The sequence below is a fragment of the Lelliottia sp. RWM.1 genome (genome assembly GCF_016859735.1).
Taxonomy (GTDB): Bacteria; Pseudomonadota; Gammaproteobacteria; order Enterobacterales; family Enterobacteriaceae; genus Enterobacter.
Map to the genome: position 1 here is coordinate 1 of NZ_WLVC01000030.1, position 17,567 is coordinate 17,567.

General features: G+C 50.2%; 20 protein-coding genes and 3 tRNA genes. 9 read left to right on the forward strand and 14 right to left on the reverse strand.

Going from position 1 to position 17,567, the window contains the following annotated elements:
• Positions 1-78: 78 nt before the first annotated feature.
• Positions 79-417, forward strand: coding sequence for a YecR family lipoprotein (yecR, locus tag GF617_RS18480; RefSeq protein WP_181619873.1), 339 nt, complete (start codon positions 79-81; stop codon positions 415-417).
• Between the two features lie 202 nt (positions 418-619).
• Entirely contained in the window at positions 620-1,117 is a 498-nt protein-coding gene (gene ftnA / locus GF617_RS18485; RefSeq protein WP_181619874.1) for a non-heme ferritin, read from the forward strand.
• A gap of 37 nt (positions 1,118-1,154) precedes the next feature.
• On the opposite strand, the gene GF617_RS18490 is transcribed toward ftnA, so the two are convergent.
• A complete protein-coding gene (locus tag GF617_RS18490; protein WP_203452228.1) occupies positions 1,155-1,391 on the reverse strand; it encodes a YecH family metal-binding protein in 237 nt (78 codons plus the stop codon).
• Positions 1,392-1,459: 68 nt separating this feature from the next.
• Positions 1,460-1,801: a hypothetical protein gene (locus GF617_RS18495; protein WP_181619876.1), complete on the reverse strand. Its 342-nt coding sequence runs from the start codon at positions 1,799-1,801 to the stop codon at positions 1,460-1,462.
• Positions 1,802-2,047: 246 nt separating this feature from the next.
• On the opposite strand from GF617_RS18495, the gene tyrP reads away from it, so the two are divergent.
• Positions 2,048-3,259, forward strand: coding sequence for a tyrosine transporter TyrP (tyrP, locus tag GF617_RS18500; protein WP_181619877.1), 1,212 nt, complete (start codon positions 2,048-2,050; stop codon positions 3,257-3,259).
• A 31-nt stretch (positions 3,260-3,290) separates the two neighbouring features.
• Here the strand turns inward: tyrP and GF617_RS18505 are convergent, their stop codons facing one another.
• Positions 3,291-3,959, reverse strand: coding sequence for a YecA family protein (locus GF617_RS18505; RefSeq protein WP_203452229.1), 669 nt, complete (start codon positions 3,957-3,959; stop codon positions 3,291-3,293).
• A 427-nt stretch (positions 3,960-4,386) separates the two neighbouring features.
• On the opposite strand from GF617_RS18505, the gene GF617_RS18510 reads away from it, so the two are divergent.
• The 5 genes from GF617_RS18510 to GF617_RS18530 all read left to right on the forward strand — a co-directional run bounded on the left by GF617_RS18510 (position 4,387) and on the right by GF617_RS18530 (position 9,450).
• Positions 4,387-5,508: a branched-chain amino acid ABC transporter substrate-binding protein gene (locus GF617_RS18510; protein ID WP_181619879.1), complete on the forward strand. Its 1,122-nt coding sequence runs from the start codon at positions 4,387-4,389 to the stop codon at positions 5,506-5,508.
• Between the two features lie 141 nt (positions 5,509-5,649).
• Positions 5,650-6,564, forward strand: a complete 915-nt coding sequence (locus tag GF617_RS18515) for a branched-chain amino acid ABC transporter permease LivH (protein ID WP_181623784.1) — start codon at positions 5,650-5,652, stop codon at positions 6,562-6,564.
• An 11-nt stretch (positions 6,565-6,575) separates the two neighbouring features.
• Positions 6,576-7,865, forward strand: coding sequence for a high-affinity branched-chain amino acid ABC transporter permease LivM (gene livM / locus GF617_RS18520; protein WP_203452230.1), 1,290 nt, complete (start codon positions 6,576-6,578; stop codon positions 7,863-7,865).
• Positions 7,862-8,737 carry an ATP-binding cassette domain-containing protein gene (locus GF617_RS18525; protein ID WP_203452231.1) on the forward strand — a complete coding sequence of 292 codons (876 nt, stop codon included), beginning with the start codon at positions 7,862-7,864 and terminating at the stop codon, positions 8,735-8,737. The genes livM and GF617_RS18525 overlap by 4 nt, the downstream gene beginning before the upstream one ends.
• Positions 8,734-9,450: an ABC transporter ATP-binding protein gene (locus GF617_RS18530; protein ID WP_181619882.1), complete on the forward strand. Its 717-nt coding sequence runs from the start codon at positions 8,734-8,736 to the stop codon at positions 9,448-9,450. Before GF617_RS18525 ends, GF617_RS18530 begins: the two co-directional genes overlap by 4 nt.
• 41 nt (positions 9,451-9,491) lie before the next feature.
• On the opposite strand, the gene GF617_RS18535 is transcribed toward GF617_RS18530, so the two are convergent.
• The 7 genes from GF617_RS18535 to uvrY all read right to left on the reverse strand — a co-directional run bounded on the left by GF617_RS18535 (position 9,492) and on the right by uvrY (position 13,427).
• The gene (locus GF617_RS18535; protein ID WP_181619883.1) at positions 9,492-9,704 is read right to left on the reverse strand and encodes a hypothetical protein; all 213 of its coding nucleotides are present in this window, start codon (positions 9,702-9,704) and stop codon (positions 9,492-9,494) included.
• Between the two features lie 180 nt (positions 9,705-9,884).
• Positions 9,885-9,971 (reverse strand) — tRNA-Leu (locus GF617_RS18540).
• Between the two features lie 12 nt (positions 9,972-9,983).
• Positions 9,984-10,057: transfer RNA gene (locus GF617_RS18545), tRNA-Cys, on the reverse strand.
• A 51-nt stretch (positions 10,058-10,108) separates the two neighbouring features.
• Positions 10,109-10,184: transfer RNA gene (locus GF617_RS18550), tRNA-Gly, on the reverse strand.
• A 152-nt stretch (positions 10,185-10,336) separates the two neighbouring features.
• Positions 10,337-10,885 (reverse strand): CDP-diacylglycerol--glycerol-3-phosphate 3-phosphatidyltransferase, encoded by a 549-nt coding sequence (gene pgsA / locus GF617_RS18555; RefSeq protein WP_181619931.1) that lies wholly within the window; start codon positions 10,883-10,885, stop codon positions 10,337-10,339.
• A 56-nt stretch (positions 10,886-10,941) separates the two neighbouring features.
• A complete protein-coding gene (gene uvrC, locus GF617_RS18560) occupies positions 10,942-12,774 on the reverse strand; it encodes an excinuclease ABC subunit UvrC (RefSeq protein ID WP_181619932.1) in 1,833 nt (610 codons plus the stop codon).
• Complete coding sequence (uvrY, locus tag GF617_RS18565; protein WP_181619933.1) at positions 12,771-13,427, reverse strand: UvrY/SirA/GacA family response regulator transcription factor; 657 nt, start codon at positions 13,425-13,427, stop codon at positions 12,771-12,773. The genes uvrC and uvrY overlap by 4 nt, the downstream gene beginning before the upstream one ends.
• Positions 13,428-13,898: 471 nt before the next feature.
• Here uvrY and GF617_RS18570 point away from each other — a divergent pair, with 471 nt between their 5' ends.
• Positions 13,899-14,123: a DUF2594 family protein gene (locus GF617_RS18570; RefSeq protein ID WP_014070751.1), complete on the forward strand. Its 225-nt coding sequence runs from the start codon at positions 13,899-13,901 to the stop codon at positions 14,121-14,123.
• A gap of 64 nt (positions 14,124-14,187) precedes the next feature.
• On the opposite strand, the gene sdiA is transcribed toward GF617_RS18570, so the two are convergent.
• From sdiA to dcyD, 4 genes are all read right to left on the reverse strand, one after another.
• Positions 14,188-14,910, reverse strand: a complete 723-nt coding sequence (sdiA, locus tag GF617_RS18575) for a transcriptional regulator SdiA (protein ID WP_181623790.1) — start codon at positions 14,908-14,910, stop codon at positions 14,188-14,190.
• A gap of 222 nt (positions 14,911-15,132) precedes the next feature.
• The gene (gene tcyN / locus GF617_RS18580; RefSeq protein ID WP_181619934.1) at positions 15,133-15,885 is read right to left on the reverse strand and encodes an L-cystine ABC transporter ATP-binding protein TcyN; all 753 of its coding nucleotides are present in this window, start codon (positions 15,883-15,885) and stop codon (positions 15,133-15,135) included.
• A complete protein-coding gene (gene tcyL / locus GF617_RS18585; RefSeq protein ID WP_181619935.1) occupies positions 15,882-16,550 on the reverse strand; it encodes a cystine ABC transporter permease in 669 nt (222 codons plus the stop codon). Before tcyL ends, tcyN begins: the two co-directional genes overlap by 4 nt.
• Positions 16,551-16,571: 21 nt before the next feature.
• Positions 16,572-17,558 (reverse strand): D-cysteine desulfhydrase, encoded by a 987-nt coding sequence (gene dcyD, locus GF617_RS18590; RefSeq protein ID WP_181619936.1) that lies wholly within the window; start codon positions 17,556-17,558, stop codon positions 16,572-16,574.
• Positions 17,559-17,567 lie beyond the last annotated feature (9 nt).

Below are 17,567 nucleotides of genomic sequence, written 5' to 3' on the forward strand. Positions count from 1 at the left end.
ATATTTGCTGGCTCTCGAAGCGAGACACTCGCCCTTACTGAAGCCATAAAAAGCTTGTCGAATGTCTCAGGGCGTGATATGAAAAGAGTATTCGTTGCCGGCGCGATTCTGCTGCTCGCGGGCTGTAGCATCACCCGTAAGGCTGAGGTCAGCAGCATAGATGTACCTGGCGGGATAGTCCGACTCGACTACGGTCAGGCCATGCTGCAAAACGCCCATTATGATGACTATGTCACCAACGGCACGGCAACCCGCGAATGCCAAAATATGGGTTATGCAACCGCTTCTGCGTATGGCCAGCCAATCAAAACCTGTACCCTCACCAGCGGCTCTCTGTGTCTGAATGAGAGCATGACGATCCAGTACAAATGTTTGGGTTATGCCGTTAACCCAAATGCAAACCACACCTACTATTAATAATAGCTGCCAGCTCAGGCTGGCAGTATATTCAAACACGAACCAGAATAATTCTCATTAATAAATAAAAGATCGCCAATGCGTTTTATTCCCATTCGTATTTTTAATAAATAAGATATTTATTTTACTTTTTGCAAATAATTAAATAACAAATTATAGTGTCGTTCATCGTGAACCATAAATAATAACCCGGAGCAGCACCATGCTAAAAACTGAAATGATCGACAAGCTCAATGCGCAGATGAACCTTGAATTGTATTCGTCCCTGCTCTATCAACAGATGAGCGCCTGGTGCAGCTATCACAGCTTTGAAGGGGCCGCAGCGTTTCTTCGTCGTCATGCTCAGGAAGAGATGACGCACATGCAGCGCCTGTTTGATTATCTGACTGACACCGGTAGCCTGCCACGTATCAACACGGTTGAATCACCGTTTGCTGAGTACAATTCTCTTGATGAGCTGTTCCGCGCGACTTACGAGCACGAGCAGTTGATTACAGCGAAAATTAACGAACTGGCACATTCCGCAATGACCAACCAGGATTATCCGACCTTTAATTTCCTGCAATGGTACGTTGCTGAACAGCACGAAGAAGAGAAGCTGTTTAAATCTGTTCTGGATAAATTATCTCTGGCCGGTAAATCAGGTGAAGGTCTTTACTTTATTGATAAAGAACTCTCTACGCTCGATACTCAAAATTAATTATCCTGCGGTGCTGACTCTTCAGCACCGCATTATTTCAATGGCGACAGATTTTACTTTCGTGGGTAGAAAACCCTTCCGCTACCGGAATGAATTTTCCGCGTGCCGCCAGAAATGCGACCAGCTCTGCTGCCGTCATCTCCTGGGCTGAGCATGTATGAAAACGGGCGCTTTCGCCAAAACGTGTATGAATCGCCTGAACCAGGCTTTGTTCCGTGTATTGCTCACCTGACTCAATCATCATATTGAGTACCTCATGTCCGTGGATTGACATCGTTATCCCCTTAAAAAAACAACCAGATTAAAGGCTCCCGCTCAAACATGCTTTGCGCTGGCACAGGTTTACATACACCCGGCGCAGCTGGTACAACGCCAGTCATGGGGATTGATAGCCTGATAGAAGTAACGATAGTTCTCGGTTTCCAGCGGGATCCCGGCGTCGAAAAATAAATCCGTCACCCACTCAACGTTTTCGATTATCCAGTCATCTTCGGTTAAGCCCTGAGCAAACGTTTCATCCTCCGGGTCAATGATGGAGTAAATTGCCCACGTCCCCATATCTTTTTCCCGTCTGGATTCCGGAAGTACAAGTTCCCTTTCCTGCCAGTTAATCATCCAGTGACCGTGACACAGTAAATTCCCTCCGCGACTCCATGCCGCCCTGAATGGATTTGTCCCCGCCATCACCCCTCACTTTTTTTGATAATTTATCTTTACTCTTTAAGGTACGCCTGATTTTCGCGCGAAAACATTGTCCTTATGAAGTAGTCAAAACCACAAAAACGTTCAGTGAGTTGCCCTAATCACAACGCCCCGAAATCCGTAAATAAATTTTTACATCACTTGTAACGGTGATTTGACGAGATCATGCTTTTCCCTTACTCTGCGCCGCAGATTTTGTCGCGATGTGGAATCGTTGTAGAGGAAAGCGTGAAAAACAGAACCCTGGGAAGTATTTTTATCGTCGCCGGCACGACTATTGGCGCAGGAATGCTCGCGATGCCGCTTGCTGCAGCCGGTGTCGGATTTGGCGTAACACTGTTGTTACTGGTCTGCCTGTGGGCGCTGATGTGCTACACGGCGCTGTTACTGCTTGAGGTTTATCAGCACGTTCCCGCCGATACCGGCCTGGGATCGCTTGCCGCACGCTATCTGGGGCGTTATGGCCAGTGGATCACCGGCTTTAGCATGATGTTCCTGATGTATGCTCTGACGGCAGCCTACATTAGCGGTGCAGGAGAGCTTATCGCCTCCAGCGTAAATGACTGGTTTGGCTCTGCCATTACCCCTGCCACGGGCGCGATCTTCTTTGCCCTCATCGGCGGCGGTGTGGTCTGCGTTGGCACATCGCTGGTCGATCTGTTTAACCGCTTTCTGTTTAGCGCCAAAATTCTCTTTTTAGTGGTCATGCTGGTCTTGCTGGCTCCACATGTCCATCAGGTTAACCTGCTGACACTTCCACTGGAAAAAGGGCTGGCACTTTCGGCTATCCCCGTCATTTTCACCTCATTTGGGTTCCACGGTAGCGTACCCAGCATCGTGAGTTACATGAACGGCGATATTCGCAAACTGCGCCGCGTCTTCGTGGTCGGCAGTGCGATCCCGCTGATTGCGTATATTTTCTGGCAACTGGTCACATTAGGAAGCATCGATTCATCGACCTTTATCGGTCTGATGGCGGCGCATTCTGGTCTGAATGGGTTCTTGCTGGCATTACGCGAAGTCGTGACATCACCGCACGTCGAACTCGCAGTGCATCTGTTTGCTGACCTGGCGCTGGCTACGTCCTTCCTCGGGGTCGCCCTGGGTTTGTTCGATTATCTGGCCGATCTGTTCCAGCGTCGCAACAGCGTCCGTGGACGCCTGCAAACGGGCGCGATTACCTTCTTGCCCCCGCTGGCGTTTGCATTGTTTTATCCGCGCGGTTTTGTCATGGCATTGGGATATGCCGGTGTGGCGCTAGCCGTGCTCGCGTTGCTGCTACCTTCCTTGCTGGCATGGAAAAGCCGTAAACAACATCCGCAACAGGGCTACCGTGTTGCCGGGGGGACGCCTCTGCTTTGCATCGTTTTCGCCTGTGGGATTGCGGTGATTCTCGTGCAGTTCCTGATCGCGACGGGATTACTTCCTGAAGTAGGTTAAAAAAAGGGGCTCATCACGAGCCCCTTTTTTATTAGTGCAGACAGCAGCTTTTAAATTTCTTACCACTCCCGCAGGGGCAAGGATCATTGCGCCCGACTTTAGCGCCGTTCACTACGGGCTTTTGCACCACAGGTTGCTGCGGATTCGCCACCCAGTAGTTATACAAACGCAGTGCCGCAGGTCGTATGCTTTCAATGCTCACGGTATATTCTTCTTCCGTCAGCCCATCCAGCCTTGCACTGCCCTCTTCTGTCCCATGGATCGCAATCACGTCCAAATCAGCTTTCAGCTCATCAGGCAATGTTGACCAGTCTGTCAGTTCAACACCCCGCATATAGCCATAGCACCACTCTTCAACCACGGTATAACTCTTACCATCAACGTCGTTAAAGCCAAACATCGGGTCGAACTGATCCGGGTAATCACTCAGACGTTCTGCAATATCGTTCATATGCTTGAAGCAGAGATCGATAAAACGATTCATTTCACGATCGTTTTTCCAGCGGGGAATGTATTTTTCCCCGCCCCATACCGCCACCAGCCAGGTGTCGGGTTCAACCACGACAGGACCCGATAATACGGCAGTAAGCATGCCGTCGAGCTCGGACACGTCAATCACGGACGCATCTTCATGACCGTAAGACGTTAGCGCCTCTTCCAGCCACTCCATTTCGTTTTCATTTAATGGGCCTTCAGTCATTGCTGACACTCCTGATAAAAAAGGAAAAGATCCTGGCATATATCGCAGTTTATGCATATCTGAAGTTTAGATCTTTATTGGTGCAAATACGCACAAATCGCGACCACTGCATGACTTATGGGCTTTATTGTTAACAAGATGTGATCTCCGCTGTAATTTCACTTCGTGCTGCGAGGCCGCGTAAAACGGCGCTCTATACTCAAATTCGTCGCAACCCAGTCAATGGGCTCACCATTCTGGCAACTATTTTGCTTATTGTTCTGCACGCTAAAAAAGCGTAAGGAAACCTCGCCGTAATCAGCAGGATATTGCCGGGATAGCGTTCGTTTAGTGCATTTTGTTCTTGCTCTTGTTTTTGGATTGACGACGTCTTCAGGCGTTCGGGTTACAACCTGATGCAAAAACCTCTCTGCTAAGGAACATAATAATGTCGCTGAAATTTATCAGAAGTCCTCTTTCTCTTGTATTGGCTGGTTGTCTGGCGACGGCATTTTCCGCCCAGGCGGATATTGTGATTGGTGTCGCGGGGCCATTTACGGGCCCAAATGCCACATATGGCGATCAATACTGGCACGGCGCAACGCAGGCTGCAGAAGACATTAATGCTGCAGGCGGGATCAACGGTGAAAAAATTAAGCTGGTTCAGGGCGATGATGCCTGCGAGCCTAAACAGGCCGTTGCCGTCGCTAACCGATTAGTCGACCAGGACAAAGTGAAAGCCGTCGTTGGCCACTTCTGTTCCTCCTCAACCATGCCGGCTTCAGAGGTGTATAGCGATGCCGGGATCATTGCCATTACTCCCGGTTCAACCAACCCGCTCATCACCGAGCGCGGCATGAGCGATATGTTCCGTATGTGCGGACGTGACGACCAGCAAGGCCAGGTCGCCAGTGATTTCATCATTGACAAGCTGAAAGCCAAACGGGTGGTCATCATTCACGACAAAGACACTTACGGACAAGGCCTTGCCGACGCAACAAAAGCCGCTCTTGCTAAACGTGGTATCAAGGATGTGATGTACGAAGGCTTGTCTCGCGGTGAAAAAGACTTTAACGCGCTAGTCACCAAAATTGGTGCGCAAAAACCGGATGTCGTCTTCTTCGGCGGCTGTCATCCCGAAGCGGGCCCCCTGGTTCGTCAGATGCGCGAACAGGGTGTACAGGCCAAGTTCTTCTCCGGCGACTGTATCGTCAATGAAGAGATGGTTACCGCTGCTGGCGGCCCGCAATATACCAATGGCATTTACATGACATTCGGCAAAGATCCCCGCCTGATCCCGGAGGGTAAAGCCGTTATCGAAAAATTCCGCGCAGGTAAATTCGAACCAGAAGGCTACACCCTATACTCCTATGCCTCCGTCCAGGCCATCGCTGCAGCATTTAAGGCCACCGATGGTACTGATTCAGCAAAAGCCAGCGCCTGGCTGAAAGCTAACCCGGTCGATACGGTGATGGGTAAAAAAGCCTGGGACAGTAAAGGCGATCTTAAAGTCTCTGATTACGTGGTGTATCAATGGGACGACAAAGGTAAGTATAAGGAAGTGCAGTAACGGGACGGAATCACGCTCACCGTCGACCTCTTCTGTCGACGCGAAATACACATCAGGCTGCGCCGTGGCGCAGCCTATATCCCGAATGTTCAGGCTCATGCAACCTGAAATATGACGGGAATACAACACGAGCGCGCGATGATGAGTACATTCTTCCTGCAACAGTTAATAAATGGCTTAACACTGGGTTCCGTCTACGGATTAATTGCCATTGGCTATACCATGGTGTACGGCATTATTGGCATGATTAACTTCGCCCACGGCGAGGTGTATATGATATCCGCTTATCTTTGTGCCATCGGTCTGGCGCTGTTATCGTTCTTCGGTCTGCAGTCCTTTCCTTTATTAATTCTCGGCACGCTGGTTTTCACCATTGTGGTGACGGGAGTCTATGGCTGGACCATAGAGCGCATTGCCTATAAACCGCTACGCAATTCGACACGTTTAGCTCCGCTGATTTCCGCCATTGGGATGTCATTAATCCTGCAAAATTACGCCCAAATTAGCCAGGGTCCCCGTCAGCAAGGGGTTCCGACCATGCTTGATGGGGTGTTGCGTTTTCATCTGGGCGACGGGTTTGTTCAGATAACCTATACCAAAGTGTTTATCTTGATTGCCTCATTTGCAGGCATGCTGCTGCTTACCTGGATAATCAGCCATACCCGCTTAGGACGGATGTGTCGTGCGGTACAGCAGGATCGCAAAATGGCCTCAATTCTGGGGATTAATACCGACAGAATCATCTCTTTGGTCTTTGTCATCGGTGCGGCGATGGCAGGCCTGGCGGGCGTGTTAATCACCATGAACTACGGCACATTTGATTTCTACGTTGGGTTCGTCATCGGCATTAAGGCCTTCACCGCAGCGGTGCTTGGCGGCATTGGTTCCCTCCCCGGCGCAATGCTCGGCGGGCTGATTCTCGGTGTGGCTGAAGCGCAGTTTTCCGGGATGGTGAACTCAGATTACAAAGATGTATTTTCGTTTGGATTGCTGGTCGTGATCCTGATTTTCCGTCCTCAGGGACTGCTTGGCCGGCCCATCGTTGCCAAAGTATGAGGGAGAATGATATGACACCCCATGCGGTTTCACCTGAGCGTTTTTCGCTAAAACGCTGCATCCTGGACACCCTTTTTGCCGGAATGGTCGCGCTCGTTATTTTCGGTCCAATTGCCGGTGTCGTGCTGGATGGATACAGTTTTAACTTCGCTGGGCAACGTCTGGCATGGATTGTTTTCACCGTCATGCTGGGGCGTTTTTTACTCAGTGCGTTTCTGGGAAGCCCGGCTGGCGCGCGTTTCATGGCACGTTTTGAGACGGAAAACACCGGCGTTTACGTCCGTCCACCGGATTATAAGAGCCGCATGCGCTGGATCCTTCCCCTGATCATCGCCCTGGCGGTCTGCTTTCCGTTCGTCGCCACCAAATATGTGCTGACCGTGGCAATCCTGGGACTGATCTACGTGCTGCTCGGTCTGGGGCTGAACATTGTGGTCGGGCTGGCAGGCTTACTGGACCTCGGTTATGTCGCCTTTTATGCCATCGGGGCTTATGGGCTGGCGCTGGGATATCAATATCTGGGGCTCGGTTTCTGGACGATGCTACCGTTAGCGGCCCTAATGGCCGCTGCCGCGGGAGCATTACTGGGTTTTCCTGTACTGCGTATGCATGGTGATTATCTGGCGATTGTCACCCTGGGTTTCGGCGAAATTATCCGTCTCATACTGAACAACTGGCTGACATTTACCGGCGGCCCTAACGGTGTATCTGCCCCACCGCCTACCTTTTTTGGCCTGGAGTTTGGACGACGAGCAAAAGAAGGCGGTGTGCCGTTCCATGAGTTTTTCCATCTGACATATAACCCCAACATGAAGTTCATCTTTATTTATGCTGTTTTGTTGATGGTTGTCTTGCTGGTGCTCTATATCAAACACCGTCTGACGCGGATGCCTATTGGTCGGGCGTGGGAAGCGCTACGCGAAGATGAAATTGCCTGCCGTTCGATGGGGCTCAATCATGTTCTGGTCAAACTGTCGGCCTTCACGTTGGGAGCGTCTACAGCAGGGATTGCTGGGGTGTTTTTTGCCACCTATCAGGGGTTTGTTAATCCCACCTCATTCACCTTTTTTGAATCAGCCCTGATCCTTGCCATCGTCGTATTAGGTGGTATGGGTTCAACCGTCGGTGTGGTGTTGGCCGCCTTTGTGCTCACCGTCACGCCAGAACTTCTGCGCAGTTTTGCGGAATACCGCGTCCTGCTGTTCGGCATGTTAATGGTGGTGATGATGATATGGCGACCCCGAGGGCTGATCCGTATTAACCGCACGGGATTTGCGGTACGTAAGGGAGTCGCACCATGAACGGGACAATATTAAGCGTTGAGCATCTGATGATGCATTTTGGCGGTATCAAGGCGCTAAATGACGTTAACCTTGACGTTCAGCGTGGTTCGATTACCGCCCTCATCGGGCCAAACGGGGCGGGAAAAACCACGGTCTTTAACTGTCTTACGGGGTTCTATAAAGCTTCTGGCGGGAACATTTTGTTCAATACGCGCCATAAAACCACCAACATCATTCAGGTACTCGGGCAAAAATTCCAGCCAGGTGACTGGATAAATCCGGCGCAACTCGGGTCACGTATTTTCTACAAGATGTTTGGAGGTACACATCTGGTTAATCGCGCGGGGCTGGCGAGAACCTTTCAGAATATCCGCCTGTTTCGGGAAATGTCGGTTATCGAGAATCTGTTGGTTGCCCAACATATGCGCGTGAACCGTAACCTGATTTCCGGCGTGCTGAACACACCAGCCTATCGTCGGGCTGAAAGCAGCGCCCTGGATCGGGCCTTTTACTGGCTGGAAGTCGTCGATCTTGTGGATTGCGCTAACCGACTTGCGGGCGAAATGTCTTACGGGCAGCAACGACGCCTTGAGATAGCCCGTGCCATGTGCACCGCGCCAGAGATGATTTGTCTCGATGAACCCGCCGCCGGGCTAAACCCGGTAGAAACCCGCGCCCTGAGCAAAATTATCCGCTTTTTACGGGATCATCACGACATCACGGTACTTCTGATTGAACATGATATGGGTATGGTGATGGACATTTCGGACAACATCATTGTACTCGACCACGGCGATGTCATCGCACAAGGCAAGCCTGAGCAAATTCAACATGACGAAAAGGTCATTGCCGCCTACCTGGGCACGGATGAAAGCGAGATTAGCATATGAGCAACGTGATGCTGGAGTTTCGGGAGGTGGATGTTTTCTATGGCGTGATTCAGGCGCTAAAACAGGTTTCCTTGCAGGTAAATCAGGGGGAAACCGTGGCACTGATTGGGGCTAACGGGGCGGGGAAATCGACCTTGTTGATGTCGATTTTTGGTCAACCTCGCATTCGTGCGGGCCAGATCCTCTTTTGCGGGGATGATATCAGCCATAAATCGACCCATTTTGTAGCTTCCGGTGGTATTGCACAAGCGCCTGAAGGACGACGAATTTTTCCGGATATGACCGTCGAAGAGAATATGTTAATGGGCACAATCCCCATCGGCAACCAGTATGCAGCACAGGATATGCAAAGTATGTTCGACCTTTTCCCGCGCCTCAAGGAAAGGCGCAAGCAGCGGGCAATGACGATGTCGGGAGGCGAACAACAGATGCTGGCGATTGCCCGCGCGTTGATGAGCCGCCCCAAACTGCTGCTGCTGGATGAACCCAGTCTGGGATTAGCCCCCATCGTGGTTAAACAGATTTTTCAGACATTGCGTGAGTTGGCGCGTAACGGGATGACTATTTTTCTGGTTGAACAGAATGCGCACCATGCACTGAAACTTTCCGACCGTGGCTATGTCATGGTGAATGGTCAGATCCGGTTGAGCGGTAGCGGTGAAGAACTGCTGGGAAATCAGGAGGTGCGTAAAGCGTATTTGGGTGGCGTGTAGGCATTGTATCGCTACAGAAAACCGCCCGAAGGCGGTATAAATCAGTGGTGAGTGAGTTGTCCATCACTATGATGCGGGCCTATTCTACCCGCTTCTATCAAGATTTCCGCTATAAGCTCTTCGAGGCATTCCTTACCATGATGATCGCATACAAGATGCACCTGACGAGAAATCTCTTCTGTTTCCATGCCATCACATAATGCGGCTTTCAGCATTAAGGAGGCCCAGCGTTTCGCTTCAGAGTGAGTCAGCATAACCCCTCCTGATATAGGATATCTCTATAAGAATAGCTTACAGGGCGATAATCATGGGATTTTAGTCAGCGACAATTTGCTGAGAAATCCCTGTCATTTCCTGAATTTCAGGCACAAAAAAACCACCCGTAGGTGGTTTCACGACACTGCTTATTGCTTTGATTATTCTTGTCTTTCCCATGGTAGCCGGAGTGGGACTTGAACCCACACAGCGCGAACGCCGAGGGATTTTAAATCCCTTGTGTCTACCGATTCCACCATCCGGCCTCGGGAAGAAAGTGGAGGCGCGTTCCGGAGTCGAACCGGACTAGACGGATTTGCAATCCGCTACATAACCGCTTTGCTAACGCGCCTTAAATCTTTGTCTTTCGACAAGCACTCGCTAAACGCCAATGCTTTTAATTTGGAGCGGGAAACGAGACTCGAACTCGCGACCCCGACCTTGGCAAGGTCGTGCTCTACCAACTGAGCTATTCCCGCATGTCATCAAGCTGTTATCTAATCACTTGATTTCATTATCGTCCGGCTAACTGTGCCGCCGTTCGATGCGTTGCATTCTACTTATATGACGTTTTGAGTCAACGTTATTTTTTGCATCCCAGGATCGTTTGCTGAAAATTACGGCGAAACGATCACTGATCAAGCAAATCTCCGCGTGCAGCATTCAAATATTGCAGCATTGACCACAACGTCAGTACCGCGGCAACCCACAGCAGACCGATTCCCGCCCACTCAACCCACGCGTTTGGACGCCACAGCATCCAGACCAGAGCCGCCATTTGCGCTGTCGTTTTCACTTTACCAATCCACGACACCGCGACGCTGCTGCGTTTACCCAACTCGGCCATCCATTCCCGTAGCGCGGAAATGATGATCTCGCGCCCAATCATCGTCGCCGCAGGCAGCGTTACCCACCACGTATGATAATGCTCAGCAACCAGAACCATAGCGATAGCGACCATCACCTTATCGGCTACAGGATCAAGAAATGCGCCAAAACGTGTGCTCTGATTCCAGCGACGCGCCAGGTAGCCATCAAACCAGTCGGTCACTGCCGCGACGAGAAAAATGAGTGCACATGCGAAAGGCGCCCAGACAAACGGCAGGTAAAACGCCAATACAAAGAATGGGATGAGCACGACGCGAAAGAGTGTGAGCAACGTAGGGATATTAAATCGCATAATGACGGTAACTGTCTGTTGTCAGTAAAATTTAGCTCTATGTTGCTACAGAGCCCTCAATGTTTCAACGAGTAGTAGATCTTTTCTGCCAGGGCTTGCGAAATACCCGGCACTTTTGCAATTTCCTCTATGCTGGCATTGAGTAATCCTTGCAATCCGCCCATATACTTCAGCAACATTTGTCGACGTTTTGGCCCAACACCATCAATCGTTTCAAGGGTGCTGGTGTTTTTTACTTTGGCCCGTTTTTTACGATGACCGCTAATGGCGTGGTCATGCGATTCATCGCGGATATGCTGAATAACGTGTAGCGCAGGTGAATCCGGTGGCAAACTAAAGCCCTCACCTTCTGGCTCGAAAAACAGTGTTTCAAGCCCGGCTTTACGATCAGCCCCTTTTGCTACGCCTAATAACAGCGGGTGTTGCTTATCCCAGGGAACATCCAGGGATTCAAACACCGCTTTCGCCTGGCCAAGTTGCCCTTTGCCGCCATCGATCAAAATAACATCAGGGATCTTGCTCTCTTCAATGGCTTTACCATAGCGGCGTCGCAGGACCTGGTTCATCGCCGCGTAATCATCACCTGGGGTAATTCCGGTAATATTGTAGCGACGGTATTCCGCACGCAGCGGGCCATTAGCGTCAAACACAACACATGACGCGACCGTCTGCTCACCCATTGTATGGCTGATGTCAAAACACTCCATACGTTTTACTTCGGGTAATTTCAGGAGCGTCGCCAGTGCCGTTAAACGCTGGCTAACTGTCGACTGCTGAGACAGTTTTGTGGTGAGTGCTGTCGCCGCGTTTGTTCTCGCCAGCTTCAGGTAACGAGCGCGATCGCCACGTGGCTTTGTCTGCACATTGACGCGGCGACCTGCCAGCTCCGAAAGAGAGTCTGCCAGCAAGGTTTTATCATCAAGATTAAAGTCGAGCAGAATCTCAGAAGGCAACGTTCGCATCTGGCTGCCCTGCAGATAAAATTGCCCAACAAAGGTTTCAACAACTTCGCCCAGTTCCGTCCCACCGGGAACTTTCGGGAAATAGCTACGACTGCCGAGCACTTTACCCTGACGAATAAACAGTACGTGGACACACGCCAGACCCGCATCGAAGGAAACGCCAATTACATCAAGATCATCGCCCGTATTCGACACAAATTGCTTTTCAGTTACCCTGCGAACAGCCTGAATTTGATCTCGAATGCGCGCCGCTTCTTCAAAGGCCAGCGCCTGGCTGGCTTTTTCCATACGCGCAATCAATTGAGTCAGCACCTGGTCATCTTTTCCAGCCAAAAACAGGCGCACATAATCAACTTGCTGCGCGTACTCATCTTCGCTCACCAGGCCGGCGACACAAGGCCCCAGACAGCGACCAATCTGATACTGCAGGCACGGGCGCGAACGGTTGCGGTAAACGCTATTCTCGCACTGACGAACGGGGAAAATTTTTTGCAGCAGAGCCAATGTTTCACGCACAGCATAACCGTTCGGAAAAGGCCCAAAATATTCACCCTTAGCGTGCTTGGCTCCACGATGCATCGCCAGACGCGGATGAGTATCACCGCTCAGGAAAATAAACGGATAAGACTTATCATCTCGCAGCAGAACGTTGTAGCGAGGCTGATACAGTTTGATGTAGTTGTGCTCAAGCAGAAGCGCTTCTGTCTCCGTATGGGTGACAGTGACATCTATATTTTGTATGAGTGCAACCAGAGCTTCAGTCTTGCGTGAGGCAAGATTGCTGCGAAAATAGCTGGAAAGGCGTTTTTTAAGATCTTTCGCCTTACCCACATAGATAACCGTACCGCCAGCGTCATACATCCGATAGACACCTGGCTGGCTGGTTACAGTTTTTAGAAAAGCTTTTGAATCGAACACATCACTCACTGACTTGTTAAGGTCTCCGCATTACACAGACCATGACGAATGGCCAGGTGAGTGAGTTCGACATCGCCGTGAATGTTCAATTTACTGAACATCCGATAGCGGTAACTGTTCACCGTCTTAGGGCTGAGATTCAGTTGCTCAGAGATCTCATTCACCTTCTGGCCTTTGGTGATCATCAGCATAATCTGCAATTCGCGCTCAGACAAACTGGCAAAAGGCGACGCCATTTTATCTGGCTCAATTTGGCTCAATGCCATTTGTTGAGCAATATCTGATGCAATGTAACGTTGTCCGGCAAAGACGGAACGGATTGCATTGACGACTTCCTGCGGCGCAGCGCCTTTGCTTAGATAGCCTGCAGCACCGGCCTGCATGACTTTAGCGGGCAGAGGATTTTCGGTATGAACGGTCAGCATGATGACTTTGGTATCAACAAAGGTACGCGCGATTTTGCGCGTTGCTTCAAGGCCACCGATGCCCGGCATATTCATATCCATGAGCACCACGTCTGCGGAGTTTGCGCGACACCACTTCACGGCATCTTCGCCACAGCAGACTTCACCGGCAACTTTAATACCTTTAATGTCTTCCAGTATGCGTCGTATCCCTGCGCGCACGAGTTCGTGGTCATCAACAAGAAGGACGTTGATCAAAGGAAATGTCTCCAGAATAGGGATAAAGCGACTGACTGTTAATTTGGTTTATATTAACGGTTTTCGCCCCAAGATTAAAATGCTAAAAAAGCCGCTATTCGATTTCGCTCTCGTTTTTGGAAATTAGTCTGTACAGCGAGTGGAAAGAGAATCGATGTTGATTTGACTTTTGCTGTTATTTTTAAGTACCTGTATTCATAAGGTTACAAAAACTGCCCCTGAAATACGCTCAGAAAAACAGCTCTCAAACTTTTGTAACAATAATTAACCATCGTTAAACCGATGCTAAACAATTAATAGTGGAATTACGTGTTCTGACGTTCGTCCACAAATCGTTGTTTACCCAAATAAACGCCGCCCGACAAAGTACAAAAAACAACCATTGCATTTTTTTATCATACCTTGTGGTATACTCCGCCGCCTTAACTTTCATCGTCGCGCTCAAGCGCTGTTTTATAATGAGGAAAATAAATGAGCACACCAGAATTCGCCACCGCGGAGAATAACCAGGAACTGGCACAGGAAGTCTCCTGCCTGAAATCGCTGCTGACACTTATGCTGCAGGCAATGGGTCAGGCCGACGCGGGTCGTGTGATCATTAAGATGGAAAAACAAATCGCGCAGATGGAAGACCAGGCGGAATCAGCGGTATTTGCTAATACTGTTAAGCAAATTAAACAAGCTTACCGCCAGTAAAAAAAACGGCTGGATGCGATGCATTCAGCCGTTGTCTCGTCTGCCACGCAGAACGTTTTTTACATCAGATAAGACCCGTTGCCGCAGCATAGCAGGCAATCTGTGTCTTATTGGGTGCGTTGAATTTCTTCTGCATATTTTTCTGATGGAAATTTACTGTATTCTCCGAAATCGAGAGAATGATAGCTATTTCCGCCGATGTCTTTCCTTCTGCCGTCCACTTCAAAATTTCACGCTCACGTTTGCTGAATTTCATTTCTGGCGGCATGACCATCTCATGTTCAAATCGAAGAAGTGATGTTAAAGCCATCTGCACCAGCATTTGCAGACGCAACTCTAATTCATCATCGTCGATCATATTAACGACCAGGCTAGTACGTGAGACAGAAAGAAATCCTAACGCATGGTTGGGTAACATCAGGCACTGCGTTATTCCCTTGCGTAAACCATAGTCCCGTGCACCATCCCATAATTGCGGGGCATCCGCGAATAATTCATCCGTCCACGGTAAATGCCCCTGCACGAAATTCTCCGGCTTCAACACCGGATCGATGGCGAAATAATTCTCCGACTTATAATGCGCCATCCACTGTTGCGGGTAACTGGAGTGCACAGAAATCTTCGGACGCGTGAATGGTACTGGATGACGAACGCAGAGAGCAAAATAATCGAATTCAAGCGCCTGCGTTTGTCGCTGAAGTTCAAGATAAACCTCATCGGCAGTAGACAACTCCTGAAACCGGAGGAAGCAATCCCGCCGCCATGTGAAAAAGTCTGTATCCCTCATACTTACTGAATAGAGCCTCTGATAAAGATAATCATTATTATGGAAAATATAACGTAACACATAAATCTTATTTATATATACGAAATATCGGCCACAGAACAATTATCTTTAGTTTTGATACGATTTATCCTAACCGAACAGAATAAACGCATGATGAGATGGGTTAATAGGGGGAATATTTTGCTCCAGAGCAACAATCCGGAGCAAAATAGTGCATAAAGGTTACTGCATAAGGAATTTTTCCAGGAACTGCCGTGTGCGTGGCTGCTGCGGATGAGTAAATAAACTTTTTGCGGGTCCTTGCTCCACAATGCGTCCTTGGTCCATAAAAATAGCGCGATCGGCAACGTCACGGGCAAAGCTCATCTCGTGGGTCACAATCACCATCGTACGCTTCTCTTGTGCTAACTGGCGGATGGTGTTCAGCACCTCCCCTACCAGTTCAGGGTCCAGCGCTGACGTGGGTTCATCAAATAAAATGACATCCGGACGCATTGCCAGTGCCCGGGCGATCGCCACGCGTTGCTGCTGCCCACCGGACAAACGTCGTGGGTAGCTGGTCTCTTTACCGGAAAGCCCCACTTTCGCCAGCAGGTCGCGCGCCCTGGCGGTCGCTTCCGCTTTCGACTCCCCCTTCACAATAACCGGTCCTTCAATAATATTTTCGAGTACCGTCCGATGAGGGAAAAGATTAAAGTTCTGAAAAACGAACCCCACATGTTGGCGCAGGCGGCGAATCAGCCCTTTCTGCTGACTCATGGATTTCGCGGTATCAATAGTAATATCCCCGACACGGATCGTACCGCCTTCGGGTTGTTCAAGCAGATTGATACTGCGCAGCAGCGTCGTTTTCCCCGATCCGCTCGGCCCAATAATAGCAACCACTTCCCCCTGCTCGACTTCAAGATCAATTCCCTGAAGCACTGTTTGCCCGTGGAATTTTTTCACCAGGTTTTTGACATCAATCGCACTCATTTCGGATCTCGCTCCTGGCGGTTAAGCTGATTTTCAAAATAGTTTTGCAGTGCAGACAGTACCGTCGCCATCACCCAGTAAATCAGTGATGCCGCCAGATACATCGTAAACACTTCAAGCGTGCGTGATGTGATCAATTGCGCTTGACGGAACAACTCCGGAACCTGGATCGTCGCAGCAAGTGACGTATCCTTCACCAGGCTGATAAAGCTGTTACTCAGAGGGGGCAATGCCACGCGTGCCGCCTGTGGCAGGATAGCGCGTCGCAACGTTTGCCAGGGCGTCATCCCTATACTGGCTGCGGCCTCCCATTGCCCTTTATCAATAGAAGAGATCGCCGCACGCAGCGTTTCAGATGTGTACGCCGCCGTATTAAGTGACAACCCAATCATCGCTGCCGGGATCGGATCCAGTTCAATACCAAACTGAGGTAAGCCGTAATAAATCATAAAGAGTTGGGCGATAAGCGGCGTTCCACGAAACACGGAAATATAGAATCGCGCCAGCCAACGAACCGGCCAGACGGGCGACATCCGCATCAATGCCAGCACAAACCCCAACACCAGGCCAAAGAACATCCCCCCGATACTGAGTTGTAATGTAAACACAGCACCTTTGAGCAGATAAGGCAGTGAATCAATAACTAACTGGACACTTTCTTGCATTATCGTTTTTCGACCCGAAGATTAAACATGAGGGTGATAGGCAAACAGCGCAGGCGCTCCGCCCGTGTGAATAAACAGAATCGGACCTTCATCCTTAAAGCGTTTCTGACTGATACCGTCGACCAATCCAGCCATCGCTTTCCCGGTATACACAGGATCCAGCAAAATGCCCTCAAGGCGAGCCAGCAGTTTTATCGCTTCCAGTCCTTCCTCATTCGGCGTGCCGTAGCCCGGCGCAAAATAGTCATCCCAGAGCACAATATCTGCCTTCGCTTCAAGCTCCAGCTGCTGTGCCACAGCCTGTTGCAACGTGACAACTTTCGGTTTTTGGTCGGCAATGCTGCGCGACACAGTGACACCAATCAACTCAACGTCCGGCATCAGTTGTTCCAGCCCCACAGCAAGCCCGGCATGTGTCCCCGCACTTCCGGATGCCACCACAACAGATGACAGGTTTACCGCCCCTTCACACTGTTGAGCAATTTCCAGTGCGCTTTCAACATAGCCCAGCGCCCCCAGCGCATTTGATCCCCCAACCGGAATCACATAAGGTCGAAAACCTTGCGCCTCTATACGGGTTGCCAGCTCAGAAAGCTGGGCGGTGGGATCGGTCAGAGCATCACACATTTCAACCTGCACGTTGAACAGATCCAGCAACAACCGGTTTCCATTGGTGAGATAGTTTTCCGCCCGCGTACCGATAGGGTTTTCCAGTAATGCCACACAGTGCAAGCCCAACTTTGCCGCCACTGCCGCCGTCTGGCGAACATGGTTAGACTGAATTGCCCCGGCGGTGATCAGTGTGTCCGCCCCTTCACGCAGTGCGTCGGCCGCCAGGAACTCCAGCTTGCGTAACTTATTGCCCCCCATCGCCATGGGCGTCACATCATCACGCTTGATGAAGATATCGCGTCCTACATAATCAGAAAATCGTGGCAAATACTCCAGCGGCGTGGGTGCGCCAATGAACTCAAGACGCGGGAAACGCGTTAAATTCTGCAGTGACATGGAACCTCC

Excerpts from the sequence above, each read along its gene's own strand:
- GF617_RS18570 (WP_014070751.1), top strand. The coding sequence starts at position 13,899 with ATGAGCACACCAGAATTCGCCACCGCGGAGAATAACCAGGAACTGGCA.
- livM (WP_203452230.1), top strand. The coding sequence starts at position 6,576 with ATGACACCCCATGCGGTTTCACCTGAGCGTTTTTCGCTAAAACGCTGC.
- GF617_RS18530 (WP_181619882.1), top strand. The coding sequence starts at position 8,734 with ATGAGCAACGTGATGCTGGAGTTTCGGGAGGTGGATGTTTTCTATGGC.
- GF617_RS18495 (WP_181619876.1), bottom strand. The coding sequence starts at position 1,801 with ATGGCGGGGACAAATCCATTCAGGGCGGCATGGAGTCGCGGAGGGAAT.
- sdiA (WP_181623790.1), bottom strand. The coding sequence starts at position 14,910 with ATGAGGGATACAGACTTTTTCACATGGCGGCGGGATTGCTTCCTCCGG.
- dcyD (WP_181619936.1), bottom strand. The coding sequence starts at position 17,558 with ATGTCACTGCAGAATTTAACGCGTTTCCCGCGTCTTGAGTTCATTGGC.
- pgsA (WP_181619931.1), bottom strand. The coding sequence starts at position 10,885 with ATGCGATTTAATATCCCTACGTTGCTCACACTCTTTCGCGTCGTGCTC.
- GF617_RS18535 (WP_181619883.1), bottom strand. The coding sequence starts at position 9,704 with ATGCTGACTCACTCTGAAGCGAAACGCTGGGCCTCCTTAATGCTGAAA.
- GF617_RS18505 (WP_203452229.1), bottom strand. The coding sequence starts at position 3,959 with ATGACTGAAGGCCCATTAAATGAAAACGAAATGGAGTGGCTGGAAGAG.
- tcyL (WP_181619935.1), bottom strand. The coding sequence starts at position 16,550 with ATGCAAGAAAGTGTCCAGTTAGTTATTGATTCACTGCCTTATCTGCTC.
- GF617_RS18525 (WP_203452231.1), top strand. The coding sequence starts at position 7,862 with ATGAACGGGACAATATTAAGCGTTGAGCATCTGATGATGCATTTTGGC.
- yecR (WP_181619873.1), top strand. The coding sequence starts at position 79 with ATGAAAAGAGTATTCGTTGCCGGCGCGATTCTGCTGCTCGCGGGCTGT.
- tcyN (WP_181619934.1), bottom strand. The coding sequence starts at position 15,885 with ATGAGTGCGATTGATGTCAAAAACCTGGTGAAAAAATTCCACGGGCAA.
- GF617_RS18515 (WP_181623784.1), top strand. The coding sequence starts at position 5,650 with ATGAGTACATTCTTCCTGCAACAGTTAATAAATGGCTTAACACTGGGT.
- GF617_RS18510 (WP_181619879.1), top strand. The coding sequence starts at position 4,387 with ATGTCGCTGAAATTTATCAGAAGTCCTCTTTCTCTTGTATTGGCTGGT.
- ftnA (WP_181619874.1), top strand. The coding sequence starts at position 620 with ATGCTAAAAACTGAAATGATCGACAAGCTCAATGCGCAGATGAACCTT.
- GF617_RS18490 (WP_203452228.1), bottom strand. The coding sequence starts at position 1,391 with ATGTCAATCCACGGACATGAGGTACTCAATATGATGATTGAGTCAGGT.